Annotated in this window: 8 protein-coding genes; 1 reads left to right on the top strand and 7 read right to left on the bottom strand. The window is 66.1% G+C overall.

Features of this window, described 5'->3' with window-relative positions; all coding sequences use genetic code 11:
* Nucleotides 1-22: 22 nt before the first annotated feature.
* The 4 genes from WBB07_RS26530 to WBB07_RS26515 form a co-directional block, all read right to left on the bottom strand.
* Nucleotides 23-2,488 (bottom strand): FAD-dependent oxidoreductase, encoded by a 2,466-nt coding sequence (locus tag WBB07_RS26530; protein WP_526312219.1) that lies wholly within the window; start codon nt 2,486-2,488, stop codon nt 23-25.
* Nucleotides 2,489-2,505: 17 nt separating this feature from the next.
* Nucleotides 2,506-3,426 (bottom strand): choline/ethanolamine kinase family protein, encoded by a 921-nt coding sequence (locus WBB07_RS26525; RefSeq protein ID WP_526312217.1) that lies wholly within the window; start codon nt 3,424-3,426, stop codon nt 2,506-2,508.
* 87 nt (nt 3,427-3,513) lie between these two features.
* Nucleotides 3,514-5,931 carry an FAD-dependent oxidoreductase gene (locus WBB07_RS26520; RefSeq protein WP_526312215.1) on the bottom strand — a complete coding sequence of 806 codons (2,418 nt, stop codon included), beginning with the start codon at nt 5,929-5,931 and terminating at the stop codon, nt 3,514-3,516.
* Nucleotides 5,932-6,020: 89 nt separating this feature from the next.
* Nucleotides 6,021-6,836 carry a GntR family transcriptional regulator gene (locus tag WBB07_RS26515; RefSeq protein WP_526312213.1) on the bottom strand — a complete coding sequence of 272 codons (816 nt, stop codon included), beginning with the start codon at nt 6,834-6,836 and terminating at the stop codon, nt 6,021-6,023.
* A gap of 330 nt (nt 6,837-7,166) precedes the next feature.
* Here WBB07_RS26515 and WBB07_RS26510 point away from each other — a divergent pair, with 330 nt between their 5' ends.
* Nucleotides 7,167-7,613, top strand: a complete 447-nt coding sequence (locus tag WBB07_RS26510) for an STAS domain-containing protein (RefSeq protein WP_526312211.1) — start codon at nt 7,167-7,169, stop codon at nt 7,611-7,613.
* Nucleotides 7,614-7,689: 76 nt separating this feature from the next.
* Here the strand turns inward: WBB07_RS26510 and WBB07_RS26505 are convergent, their stop codons facing one another.
* The 3 genes from WBB07_RS26505 to WBB07_RS26495 are packed head-to-tail and all read right to left on the bottom strand — an operon-like array spanning nt 7,690 to nt 13,617.
* Nucleotides 7,690-7,902, bottom strand: coding sequence for an MbtH family protein (locus tag WBB07_RS26505; RefSeq protein ID WP_526312209.1), 213 nt, complete (start codon nt 7,900-7,902; stop codon nt 7,690-7,692).
* Complete coding sequence (gene mbtG, locus WBB07_RS26500) at nt 7,880-9,187, bottom strand: NADPH-dependent L-lysine N(6)-monooxygenase MbtG (protein ID WP_526312207.1); 1,308 nt, start codon at nt 9,185-9,187, stop codon at nt 7,880-7,882. Before mbtG ends, WBB07_RS26505 begins: the two co-directional genes overlap by 23 nt.
* Nucleotides 9,184-13,617 carry an amino acid adenylation domain-containing protein gene (locus WBB07_RS26495; protein WP_526312255.1) on the bottom strand — a complete coding sequence of 1,478 codons (4,434 nt, stop codon included), beginning with the start codon at nt 13,615-13,617 and terminating at the stop codon, nt 9,184-9,186. Before WBB07_RS26495 ends, mbtG begins: the two co-directional genes overlap by 4 nt.
* Nucleotides 13,618-13,637: the final 20 nt, after the last annotated feature.

Below are 13,637 nucleotides of genomic sequence, written 5' to 3'. Positions count from 1 at the left end.
CGCGCGGTCGCGGAGATTGGGGTCAGCGGATGCGGGCGTTGGTCGGGTCGTACAACGGCCGGCGTGACACCGAGATCGGGTACAGCGTGCCGCCGACGTTGACCTGGTAGCTGCCGTCGTCGATCCAGCCGGCGCTGATCACCGCGCCCCCGGCACGCAGATACGCCAACCCGACGCAGGCCCCGGAGGTCTGCCCCCACGCCGCCGAGGTCACCTGGCCGGCGACCACACCGTCGCGCAGGATCAGCTCGCCGCCCCACAACATGGCGTCAGGATCGTCGACCCGGAAACCGACCAGTTTCTTCCGCACCCCAACGGATCTGACCTTCTCCACGGCGACCCGGCCGAGGAAATCGATATCGGTACCGAGCTTGCAGGCGAACAGCAGACCCGCCTCGACGGGATTCTCACTCGGGGTGAGCTCACGGCCGAAGGCCCGGTAGCCCTTCTCCAGTCGCAGGGAATCGATGGCGTAGTACCCGCCGCGACCGATCCCGAACTGCTGACCCGCCGACCACAGATCCTCGTACACGCCGACGGCAAACTCCGTGGGAACATAGAGCTCCCAACCCAATTCGCCGACATAGGTGATCCGGGTGGCCCGCACCGTCGCGTATCCCAACGAGATCTCCCGGCTGGTCCCGAACGGGAACTCCGCATCGCAGAGATCGGCATCGGTCAAACCACTCAGGAGATCTCGCGCACGTGGGCCCATCACCCCGAACACCGCATAGGCGGAGGTGACGTCGACGAGCGTCGCGTTGGCGCCGGCCCGCCAGTGCTCACGGATCTGCGAACGGATGTGGTCCTTGTCCCGCTCGGTGGTCGCCGCGCTGGAAACGATCAGGAACTCGTCGGCGCCGGTGCGGGTGACGGTGACATCGGACTCATACGTGCCGCGGCTGTTGAGCATGCCGGTGTAGACCGCCCGCCCGATGTCGACACCGACGTCGGCGGTACACAACCACTGCAGCGCCGCTTCGGCATCGGAGCCCACCATCAGGTATTTCGAGAACGACGTCTGGTCGAACACTGTGACGTTGGTTCTCGTGTTGGTCTGCTCGCCGGCCGACCAGTCCAACCAGTTCGGTTTCCCCCAGGTGTAGTCGATTGTCGGCCGGCTTCCCGACGGGGCAAAGAAGTTCGCCCGCTCCCATCCCATCTTGCTGCCGAAGTTGGCGCGGGCCTCGGCCAGCAGATGATGCACCGGTGACCGGCGAAACGGCCGCGCGGTGGTCATCTCCCGGTTGGGCCATGGCACTTCGTAATGCAGCCCGAGGATTTCGGCGACCCGGTCATGGAGCCAGCGGTTGTTGCCGTTGAACGGGGCGAACCGGCGGATGTCGACTCCCGTCATATCGCCGGTGGGCGCACCCTCGGCGATCCATTCCGCCAGTGCCCGGCCGGCGCCGCCCGCAGTGGCGATCCCGACGGAGTTGAAGCCGGCGCCGACAAAGAAGTTTTTGCACTCGGGCGCCTCCCCGAGGATGAACTGGTTGTCGGGGGTGAAGCTCTCGGGACCGTTGTAGAACTTCTTGATCCCGGTGACCTCCAACGCGGGTATCCGCAGCAGCGCGTTGTTCATCAGGATCTCGAAATGATCCCAATCTTCTTCCAGCAGCTGGAATTCGAAGGGGTAGGGAATCTTGTCCGGGGACACCCACGGCTTGGCTTCCGGCTCGAAGCCGCCGATCACCAGACCGCCGACCTCTTCCTTGAAATAGGTGTAGCCGTCCGGGTCTCGCAGGATGGGCAGATCCGGGTGCACCCCGGGTATCACCTCGCTGACCACGTAGAAGTGCTCGGCCGAATGCAATGGGACGTTCACTCCGGCCATCGCCGCGAGGTGTTTGGCCCACTGTCCCGCACAGTTGACCACGATCTCGGCTTCGATGTCACCGGCATCTGTGCGGACCCCCGCCACCCGGGCGCCCGCGGTGAGAACATCGAGCACCCGGGTCTTCTCGAACACCCGGGTGCCGCGCATGCGTGCCCCCTTGGCCAGTGCAAACGTCAGGTCGGTGGGGTTGGCTTTGCCGTCTCCGGGCAGCCAGATCGCCCCCACCAGATCGTCGACCCGCATCACCGGGTAGTGCTCCAACGCCTGCTCCGGCGTCAGCAGTTCACATTCCATCCCATAGGCAGCGGCGTTGGCCACCGTGCGGCGCAGCTGGATCATCCGGTCCTCGGTGCGCGCGACCGTCACTCCCCCACACTGCTTGTATCCGGCCGACAACCCGACCTCGGTCTCGAGCTCGGCGTACAGCTGGGTGGAGTACTGCACAATTCGGGTGGCGCTCTCCGATGCTCGCAATTGACCGACCAGACCCGCTGCGTGCCAGGTGGTCCCGGACGACAGTTGCCCCTGTTCGAGCAGCACCACATCGGTGATCCCCAGCTTGGTCAGGTGGTAGGCGACGCTGGTTCCGATCACACCTCCACCAACGATGACAACACGGGCCCGATCGGGAAGCTGCTTGCTGGTCATGGTTCCTTCACTGTCGGTCAATCTGATGCGGTCACGTCGGAAAGCAGCCGGTTGAAATCAGGGCCGTTGAACTCCTCGACGGCCGGTTCGTACCGTTCGAGAGCCCAGCCCCAGAAGTCGTAATCGATGGCGCACGAGCTGTGTTGAATACATCCCCACAGCGTCCACCCGTACTTGGCGACGATCCCCTGCAGCCGGGCGCGGGCGATCTTGTGCCGCAGCCGGCGGCCGTAGTACGCCGTCACCAGTTCCTCGAGTTGATCGAGGCTGAGCCCACATTCGCTCCAGATGTTCCCCAATTCGAAGCAGGGATCGTTGTTGCCGGAGTACTCGTAGTCGATGATCCACAGTTTGTTGCCGTCCTCGACGAAGTTGGCGGCCAGCAGATCGTTGTTGCAGGGCACGGCGGTCCGGTCGGTGGCGCGCAGCGCGGACTTGATCTCGGCGAACTTGTCGGCATGGCGAAGGTAGTCGGCTGGCATCTTGAAGCCGTTGTCCTGCACCGTCTTCAAGTAGCTCGGCTGACGTTCGAACATGTCGAAGTCGCCCTGGAACCGCGGGCCGGCGTGCAGCGCCCGGCAACTTGCTGCCGCCATGGCCAGCACGTCCGGGCGTTGGAAGTCGGCGTTGGCCAGCGTTGCACCGTCGAGGAAACCGAGCAGCAGCACCCCCAGTTCGGGTCGGTAGTCGATCACCGGCGCACCCACCCCGGCTCGCTCGGCAGCGCGGGTGTTGACGTACTCGGCTTCGCGGTCGATACCCAGGAGGTTGCAGCTGGTATCAGTGCAGCGGGCGACGAATGCGCCCGCCGCGTTGGTGACCTTGAAGTTCCGGTTGGTGAGGCCGCCGGAGAGTTCTTCGACCTGACGGGGCCCGGCGAGTATCGGGATCTGGTCGAGTAGCGCGTTGATCTCGACGTCAGTGGACAGAAATGACATACGGACTTCCTCGCAGCCACCCGGATGATCCAACTGACTGTAAACCCGGCGGATATCAAAGGTCTAGACATTCATGTAACTGTCTTGTTAGCTCCGAACCCGCTCGCCGGTGGGGTCATACAGCGGCCCGCTGAGTATCTCGGCCGGGTACCGGGCGTTCATCACCTCGACCTCGAAATCGCCGTCCGAGTGGTCCAGGCCGGCCGGGAGGTACGCCGAGAACGTGGTGGTTGCGATGGTGTGGCCGTAGCCGGCGCTGCGGACGCCGACGCCCATACCGGTCGGCTTGTGGACCAGCATCTCACCGCCGTGCATCACCACATCCGCGTCGGTGCGAAACCAGTTCAGAGACTGCCGCGGGCCGGACTCCGCGATCGCCTGCAGCGCCGGACCGGCCAGCAGGCCGGGTTTGGCCGGCCGCACCCGGGCGCCGAGTCCGACCTCGAACGGATTGTTGTCCGAACGCAGATCCGTGGCCCAGGCCAGGTACTGCTTCTCCAGCCGCAACGATTCCACCGCCCGGTAGCCGACGTCGCGGATACCGTACGGCGTGCCGGACTCCACCAGCTTGTCGTAGAGGTCGGCGACGTACTCGCTTGCCACGTGGAATTCCCAGCCCAGTTCTCCGACATAGGTGGTGCGCAACGCCAGCACCGGCGCCCACCCGAGGCTGGTCTGCCTGGCGGTCAGGTACGGGAAACCCGCGGCAGAGAAGTCGTCGGCACTGAGCGCGGCCACCACATCGCGGGCGCGTGGCCCGCACACATTGAGCACCCCGTAGGCGGAGGTGACGTCGCCGACCACCACAGAACCGTCCGTGGGTGCGTGCTGCAAGAGGAAAGTGATGTCGTGGCGCCCGAATCCGCTTCCGGTGACCAGGTAGAACCGCTCGGGCGCGAGCCGGGTGATCGTGACATCGGCCTCGATCCCGCCCCGCGCATTGAGCAGTTGGGTATAGGTGACCTTGCCGACGGCAGTGTCCATATCAGCGCCGGCAATCCGCTGCAGAAGGCCCAGCACGCCCGGTCCGCTGATCTCGAATTTGGAGAACGAGCTCTGATCGACGATGCCGACGCCGCTGCGAACCGCCCGATGTTCGGCGGCGACAAACTCCCAGGCGTTGCTACGACCGAAGGTCGGAACCTCTTCGGGATCAACAGTTCCCGGTTGGAACCACATCGGGCGTTCGTAGCCGAACCTCGCCCCGAAAACGGCGCCCCGACCGCGGAGCCGGTCGTGGACCGCGCTGCGACGCTGGCCGCGCGGTGGGTTGGCAGGCCGATTGGGGAAGTTGATCGCGTAGTAGTGCCCGTAGGCCTGTACGGCAGCCAGGTCCAGCACGGCGGGCACATTGTGCGGCGTGCCGAACCGGCGTACGTCGAAGGGCCACAGATCCAATCCCGGGTCGCCGTCGACGATCCAGTTTGCCATCGCATCTCCGGCGCCGCCGGCCGCGGCGATGCCCGCCGAGAAGCCGCAACAGTGGAACAGGTTGTCGATGTCCTCGGTCAGGCCCATCAACGGTTCGGCATCCGGCGAGAACGGGATCGGACCGTTGACCCAGGTCCGAATTCCCATGTCCCCGAACGCCGATATCCGGTTTGCCGCCCCTTCGGCCAGGACCTCGAAACGGTCCTGATCGGGCGCGAACAGTTCCGGTCCGAGATCACGCGGAATCGTCCGCCAGCACGCCTTGGTGCCCTGCTCCCAGCCGCCGACCACCAGCGCTCCGGCTTCGGGTTTCAGATAGAAGCGGGCGTCGGGATCACGGAATGTGGGCAGGTCGGCAGGCAAGTCGGCAACCTGCTCGGTGACGACGTACTGGTGCTCGACGGCATTGACGGCGACATTCACCCCAGCCAGTCCCGCGGTTTCCGCACCCCACATCCCGGTGGCGTTGACGACAACATCGCACTCGAGACGACCGCGCTCGGTCAGCACCGCAGTGATGCGCCTGCCCCGGCTTTCGATGCCATCGACACGGCACTGCTGCACAATCCGGACACCGGCGGCCCTGGCGCCGGCGGCAAACGAGAACGTCAACTGACTGGGATCGACATAGCCATCGGTCGGCGTCCAGGTGGCGCCATGGACTCCATCGGTGTCGAGCAGCGGGAAGATCCGCTTGGCCTCGGCAGCGTCCACGAGGTGGATGTCGAATCCGAAGCTCTTGCCTTGGGTGTAGACCCGCTGCAGTTCCTCCCAGCGTTGTGGGCTCGACGCCACCCGCAGTCCGCCGACAGCGTGCCACCCGGTGGCGTATCCGGTGACGTTCTCCAGCGTCCGGTACGTCTGGACACTCTTCTGCATCAGCCGGGTCAGGCTCGAGCTGGTGCGCAGCTGACCGACGAGACCGGCAGCGTGCCAAGTACTTCCCTCGGTCAGGTTACGACGTTCGAGAAGGGTGACGTCGGTCTTGCCGCGGCGGGCCAAGTGATAGGCGACGCTGACACCGACAACCCCGCCACCGATGATGACGATCTCGCTTCGCTCCGGAAACGCCATGAACCAAAAGACTAGACCATTGACCAGGAGGGTGCACGGTGGTTGACGCGGGCCGCCGAGGTCGGCCACATCTCATCGGCGCGCCGGCGTCAGGAGCTTGCAGGATAGGTGTCGACACGACTTTCGGAGTCGATGTCCACACGGGACTTGATCCGGATCCGGCTCCGGTCGGAGCGATGGTAGTCACGTGAAAACTCTACCGGCACACCACTTTCGGTGAATGACGTGCGGGTGATCAACAACAGCGGGAAGCCGGGTTCGACCTGCAGTATTTCGGCGTGCCGCTCCCCCGCCTGGGTCGCCTCGATGTGCTCGTCGGCAGAGTACGGCGGCGAACCGTACTCCCGCATCAGGGCATACAGCGATCCGGTGAGCGTCGCCGAGAGCAGCCCCGGGAACACCGCTGCGGGAAAGTAGGTCTCTTCCAGCACAATCGGCTCACCATTGGCAGAGCGGGCGCGCAGTACCTCGTGCACCTGAGCTCCACGCTTGAGCCCCAGCCGCTGACGAACATCCGCGGCAGCCCGCCGGGTGGTTGCGCGCAACACGTGCGCACCGGCCTCGACCTGGATCCGGCGCATCTGCTCGGTGAAGCCCGGCAACCCGGCGTGGTCGAATTCGAATCGGGGTGTGGCGACGAAGTTGCCGCCGAACCGGCCGCGCCGGCGGTCGATGAGTCCCTTGGCCTCGATCGAGCTCAGCGCCTGGCGCAGCGTCATCCGACTGACTCCGAGCGCGTGCGCGATCTCCAGCTCGGACGGCAGCTTGTCGCCGGGCAGCAATATCCGCGAGACGATCAGACGTTCCAGCCAATACCCGATTCGCATGTGCGCCGGCAGCTCACCGGCACCGGCCAGGTCCGGTCGGACAGCAAGCACCGGGTCGTCCATGGTCAGCGCGCGCACACCGGCAGTTTAGTTCTCCTGCTCGGTTCACCCGTGATTCCGTTCGGCCGTCCCCTCGAGCACCGGAAATTAAGGCGAAACGCTACGAAATCAGTCGTATCGAACACGAATTGCCACTGAAGTCGCGCCGCCAGATCACGTCTACATCCGATATACGCGGTTTACATGGACTTTATGAGGGTTTGACGGACAACTTGTACCAAGTGCGGAATCCGCAGTAGCCTTAGATCCTCAGGTTCAGCGCAACAGCCTGTTATCCAACTTGCAGCGGCCAGATGCAGTGGTGACGCCGCATATTTGCTCGAGAATAGTCAATCAGTAGGGGGCGCAATGCCCAGTCCGGGCACCATACGGCTGTACCGACCAGACCCCGCGTCGGCAGTCGAGTCGGTTCATCACGGCCGAGCAACATTCGGGGTCCACCGCCGAAATGCACTGCGCACCGAGATCACCGTGGCCGGTGACATCGACGCATTCAACGGGCGAGCCCTCGGCAGCTACGCCGAGCGCCACACCGGCACGTCCAAACAGATGATCCTCGACCTGCGGGCAGTCGACTTCTTCGGCAGCCAGGGTTTCACCGCGCTGTACTTCATCAGCGTGCACTGCAGCCGCAGCGATGTGGATTGGATGGTGCTCGGCAGCCCGCCGGTGCACCGGCTGCTGTCCATCTGCGATCCGGACAGCGAACTGCCGCTGGCGGCCGATTACGAAGCCGCCACCGCACGACTCAACCAATTGGCCCGTCACCGCCTACACACCATCTCGGCCGGCTGACCAGTACCTCACCGCAGGAAAGGCCGGGCTGCCCCCAAAGGGCAACCCGGCCTTTCCGTATTGGCCGTCGGCGCTGTCAGCCCGACAGCGACTCACGAAGGGTCTTGGGGCGCATGTCAGTCCAGTTCGTCTCGATATAGGCCAGGCAGTCCAGCCGGCCGGCCTGACCGAACACCACCTTCCAGCCGGGCGGGACATCGGCGAATACCGGCCACAAGCTGTGCTGCTCCTCGTGGTTGGTCAGCACGTAGAACGTGCCGTTGTCGTCATCGAAGGGGTTGGTGCTCATGGGCGCTCCTCGTGGCGTTGCGGTCGGACTCGAACCCCAGATCCGCACCGAGAATTCGGTCGGACAACAGGCCGAGGCAGCTCAGATTCGGGAATCCCGGCCCCTGGGTGAGCCCGGACAGGTTGGGTAGGAACAGTTTCGGGGCCACGTCGGCCACACTGAGGTCGTAGCCGATGGACTCCTGGAGACGCTCGCCGGTCAACGGACCACCCAGCCCCAGCTCCAGCAGGTCCAGAGTCTCCTGGCTGAACAGCTCGGTGAACCACAGCGCGTCGGCTCCCGAACCGTCGATCACCAGGTCGAATCCGTGCACGGTCTCGACATGCTCACCGCCCCGGTTACTCGACAGCGTGAGCCTGATCTGACCATCCCGACCCACTGCATGGGCGACGCGGCCGCGCAGGTGCCGAATCCGGTCATCGGCCAGCAGTGCATCCTGCACGCGCGCCGAGAAGACCCCACGATCGGTCCGGGCCATCGCATCGCGCCGCTCCTCCAGCGTCAGCTGCGTCCAGCCGGTCGGATTGGAGAACAGCGCGTTCTCGAAGTAACTCTCGCCGCGGGTGAACAGCGTGACTTGCGGGGAGATCACCGTGACCGACGAAACCCGGTGCCGGAAAAGCTCATTGAGCATCGACGCCGCAGTCTCGCCGCCACCGATGACTGCCACCCGCTCCGCGGTGATCCGATCGTGTTCGGCGGCGCGATGCCAGAACTGTGCGATCGACATCACCCGGGGGTTCCCGGGCAGCACCGACTTCTCGGCCTGTCCGGGGCCGGTCACCATCACCGCATCCGCATGCACGGTGGTCTCCCGGGTGTGCAGCGCCCACCGCCGCCCGGCCGGGGTGTCACGCACCGCCAGCGACTCCACCTGCCCGTGGACGACGGTCATCCCGACCGCGTCGGCCACCCAACGCAGGTACTGGCTCCACCTCCGGTGTGTCGGTGCCGGTCGGCCGCGGTCGATCCACTCGGCAAAGCCACCGGTGTCGATCAGGTAGGACTGCCAGCTGTGCCGGATCATCCGTTTGTCGAGTTCAGCGTTACGCCGCGGCACCAGTGCCGAACGGTACGGAAAGCCGACGTCTTTCTCCGGGCTGGTGCCCAGCCGGTGCTCACCGTCGGTCCAGCCGCCGCTGGCCTGCCAGTTCGCGGCGACGGCGGTGCGCTCCACGGCCACCACGTCGGGGGCATCGATACCCATTGCACGCAGTTCGGCCGCCTTGGCGGCCACCGCGACTGCCTTGACTCCGGCGCCGATGATGGCGAGTGTGCCCGTCACAGTGCATCTCCGAGGGTTGTGATGGCCTTCTGCCACAGAACGGACAGCTGGTCGATGTCGGCTTCGGAAGACAGCTGATCGCTCCACCGCCAGCTGGTCAGTAGGTGCGGACCCGCGTCGGTGGGTGTCACCACGGCGATGATGTCGAAGGTGTACCGAAGCGGCAGATCAGGTTCCGACGAGGTGGGGAGTTGTTGATTCAGAGCCGGATCCGTGATCAGCGACCATGGTGCGCCCGGCTGGCCCGCTCCATGGGCGCTCAGATCGAGACGGCCCATGTAGTTGAACTCGACCTGCGGCTGCGGCGCGGCGAGCAGTGCCGGTTCACGGCGCTGATGGCGCAGCAACCCGTAATCCAGACCGCGGTTGGGCACCGCGGCGACCGTCTCGGACACCGACGAGATCAGGGTGTGTGCCCGGGAAGGGTTGCCGCGGACGGCCTCGATGTCGAACCGATGATCGATGCCCAGCCGTACCGGGAACACGGAGGTGAACCATCCGACTGTCGCCGAGGTGTCGACATTGTCGTGCGGCCCACCGATGAGGGGGTCCTCACGCCCGTGCCCTTCCAGGGCGACGAGGGTACCGCCGTCGGCGGGTTGACCGCGGGTGGCCCGCCACGTTGTCAGAGTCACCGTCAGGGCGGCCAACAGGAAATCGCGGACTTCGATACCCGCTTTGTCGAGTTTGTCCAGCAGCGAACGGGTTTCGGCCACCTCGGTCAGCACATTGTGCTGACGCAGCGAGGCCCAGGTGTCGCGGTCCGGGTCGGCCGGCCGGCTGCCCAGTTGCGGGTCCGGCCCCGTCAGCACGTCGAGCCAGTACTGCTGTTGGGAAGCCACCTCCTCGGTGGTGCTGCGTTCGGCCAGTAACCGGCCGAACTCCCGATAGGTGGTGTACTCAGCCTCCAACGCGGGTGTCTCAGCGGTGTCCAACTGAGTGGCCAGTTGCGCCAGATCGGCCAGGATCACATACCAGGACACCACGTCGGTGGCCAGATGGTGCACACACAGCAACAGACTGGGATGTGGGCCGGCAAAACTCACCGCCGACACCATGCGCCCAGCGCCGGGGTCGATCCGGTCCAGTGCGGCGACGGCATGGTCCGCCAGCGCCTCCGATGCCGGTACCCCGAGGTGCTGCAGCACCTCATCGGCCTTGACTGCCCCGGGTGCTCGGGTGACCAGCCGATACCCGTCACCGTCGGCCTGCAGCACCGACCGCAGCATGTCGTGGCGGTCGAGCAGTGCCTGCAGCACCTGCTCCAATCGGTCGGCGGGCAGCCCGGCGGGCAACGCGACCAACAGGTTCTGGGTGAACCGCCGGAACCCACCCGCCTCGAGCATCCAGGACACGACGGGTGCCGGGACCACCTCACCGAAGCGGTTGTCGTCGACGACGGCCGGGTGCAACGTTCCCGATCCGCCGTCGATCGCCGCGGCCAGCTCACGGATGTTGGTGCATTCCAGCATCAACCGGGCCCGCAGCTCGATCCCCCGGCCACGAGCTGCCTGCACCAACGACAGCGCCGCAATACTGTCCAGGCCCATGTCCAAGAATTCGGTGGTGACATCCACCCGCGGGGTCTCCAACACCTCGGCGAGCAGCGCCGCCAGCGCCGACTCGGTGTCGGTCTCCGGTTCACTGGACGACGACCCACCGAGATCAACTGCAGGCAAGGCAGATTCGTCGATTTTGCCGTTGCCGGTCAGCGGGAGCTCATCGATGCGCACGATGTGTTGGGGAACCATGTACCGCGGCAGCCGGGCGAGCAGCCGGGACCGCAGGTCAGGCACCGAACCGTCGGGTGCCACCACATAGGCGGTCAGCCGGTGCCCGCTGCTGTGGCGGCGGACCACGATGTGGGCATGGCGCACCCCGGGATGCTGGAGCAGCACCGCGGCGATCTCACCGGGTTCGACCCGGAAGCCGCGGATCTTCACCTGATCGTCGGAGCGCCCCAGGAACAGCAGTCCGCCATCGGGTCCACGGCGCACCACATCCCCGGTGCGGTACATCCGCCGGCCGGGCAGCACGGGGTCGGCGACGAACCGGCTCGCGGTGTCACCCGGGCGTCCCAGATAGCCGCGTGCCAGCTGATCCCCGGACAGATACAGCTCACCGGCCACTCCGTCGGGCACCGGGCGCAGCCAGGAATCCAGAACGTGTACGACGGTGGCGGCGGTCGGACCTCCGATCGACGGGGCCGGATGCTGATCGATCGCGGCGACCACGGCTTCGACCGTCGTCTCGGTGGGCCCGTAACAGTTGAACGCCGTCATGCCGGTGCGACGACATTCGTCGCGGATCTGCCGCCATGCCGGGATTCCCACGGCCTCACCGCCGAGCGCCAGCACCGCCAACGGAACCTCCGTCAGCAACCCGAAGCTCTTGAGCTGCTCGAACATCGACGGTGTGGTGTCGATCATGTCGAGACCGAACCTGTTGATGATCTCGACCAGCGCTTCGGCGTCGCGCTGCGACTCGTCACCGACGATGTGCACGGTGTGCCCGTCGAGCAGCGCGGCCAGCGGCTGCCAAGCCGCGTCGAAGGTGAAGGACCAGGCATGCGCAATCCGCAGCGACCGGCCCAATCGTGCGGCCGCCGGAGCCAACACGTGCTGGGCGTGGTCGGCGGCATAGGCCAGCACCGCCCGGTGGGTACCGATGACCCCTTTGGGGCGGCCCGTGGTGCCCGAGGTGAACACCACGTAGGCGGCCTGATCCGGGGTGACGGCAGGGGGCATGAACTCGGCTGCCGAGTCGGCCAGTTCACCGTATGTGGAGGCGTCGATGACAACGGCAGGTGCGACCTGTCCCAGAATGTCGGCGATGCGTTCACCGGGCATGGCGGGGTCCAGCGGGACGATCACCGCCCCGGCTTTGAGCACGGCGAACATCGCCACCACGTATTCGGGGCCGCGAGGCAGGGTGATCGCCACCGGGGTCTCGGGGCGCACCCCGCGGGCGGTCAGTGCCGCAGCCACCCGGTCCGCCGCGGTGTTCAGCCCGCGGTAGGTCATGGCCCCGTCCCGCCAGGTGAGGGCGGTCGAATCTGGTTGCCTGGACACAATTTCGACGAACCGGGTGTGAACACCGCCGGTTGGTTCCGGCAGTTCCGGGACACACACCGGTGGTGTGTCGCTCGCGGTGAGGATGCTGATGTCACGCAGCGGCCGGTCCCAGCCGGTGACGAGTCGCTGCGCTGTGGTGAGCAGCCGCCGGCCCAGGTCCTCGGGGCGCATCGGCCCGAGCGCCCCCTCGAGCACCTCGACAAAAACGGTCAGGTCGCCGTCGGTCAGGTGGGCGGCGATCGTGACCGGGAAGTGTGACAGGCTCTCCATCGCCGCCGGCCGGAAAGTGGCTCCGTTTGCGGTGAATTCGCCGGCGCCGACGATACCGCCGGGCGGAAAGTTCTCGTACACCAACAGTGTGTCGAAGAGCTCGCCGACATCGGCGAGCGCCCGCAGCTCGGAGTGCCCGAAGTAGCTGTGGTCCCGCAGGGCTGCGGCTTCGCCCTGCAGGGCCAGCATCTGGGTGCCGACGGGAGCGGCCGGATCCAGGCGGACCCGCAGCGGCACCGTGTTGATGAACAGGCCCACCATCGCCTCGACTCCGGCGAGTTCGGCCGGCCGCCCGGAAACGGTCACCCCGAAGGTGACGTCGCCGCGGTCGGTCATCCCGGACAGAACTGTCGCCCAAGCCATCTGGATGACGGTGTTGACGGTGACACCGCACGCCCGGGCGGCTTCCGCCAGCGTCGAGGTGGCTTCCCTTCCGAGCCTGATCTCGGTGTGGTCGGGCCGACCGTGCTGCGGTTCGGTGGTGGTCAGCGCCGGGCTCAGCAGTGTCGGCCCGTCGATTCCCCCGAGATGCTGCCGCCACAGCGCCCGGCCGGCCTCGGGATCCCGGGCGGCCAGCCAACCGATGTAGTCCCGGTACGGGCGCGGTGCCGGCGGCAACATCCCGATATCGCCGTGACCGCGGTACAGCGTGATCAGTTCACCGATGAACAGTGGCAGCGACCACCCGTCGATGACGATGTGGTGGGCGGTGACCACCATTCGCCAATGGGAGTTCGGTACCTCGATCAGCAAGAACCGGATCAGCGGACCGGCCGCCAGCGTGAACGGCCGCACCCGCTCCGCCGACTCCAGTGCCTCGACCTCGTCGGCTTGTGCCGTGACCTGTTGCCACCGCAACTCGACGTGCGCCGGCACCACCTGGACGGGCCGGGACAGGTTGCCGTGGAAGAAGCTCACCCGCAGGTTCGGGTGACGCACCAGCATCGCCTCGGTGCAGTCTCGGAGTAACCGAACATCGAGAGCGCCGGTGATATGCGCAGACATCGTGATGGTGTACGGGTCGGTGCCGTCCGCGCTCAACGCCGCCAACGAGTAGAGCCCCAGTTGCAGAGGGCTCAGAGCCATCACGTCTTCGATGGAACCGC

This window comes from Mycobacterium sp. (assembly GCF_049647605.1).
Lineage (GTDB): Bacteria > Actinomycetota > Actinomycetes > Mycobacteriales > Mycobacteriaceae > Mycobacterium.
The sequence above is the reverse complement of the archived record's forward strand: the minus strand, read 5'-3'. Positions and strand labels throughout refer to the sequence as shown.

Bases quoted from the DNA above. Each gene is read 5' to 3' on its own strand.
- WBB07_RS26530 (WP_526312219.1), bottom strand. From the start codon at position 2,488: ATGACCAGCAAGCAGCTTCCCGATCGGGCCCGTGTTGTCATCGTTGGT.
- WBB07_RS26525 (WP_526312217.1), bottom strand. From the start codon at position 3,426: ATGTCATTTCTGTCCACTGACGTCGAGATCAACGCGCTACTCGACCAG.
- WBB07_RS26520 (WP_526312215.1), bottom strand. From the start codon at position 5,931: ATGGCGTTTCCGGAGCGAAGCGAGATCGTCATCATCGGTGGCGGGGTT.
- WBB07_RS26510 (WP_526312211.1), top strand. From the start codon at position 7,167: ATGCCCAGTCCGGGCACCATACGGCTGTACCGACCAGACCCCGCGTCG.
- WBB07_RS26505 (WP_526312209.1), bottom strand. From the start codon at position 7,902: ATGAGCACCAACCCCTTCGATGACGACAACGGCACGTTCTACGTGCTG.
- WBB07_RS26495 (WP_526312255.1), bottom strand. From the start codon at position 13,617: ATGGCTCTGAGCCCTCTGCAACTGGGGCTCTACTCGTTGGCGGCGTTG.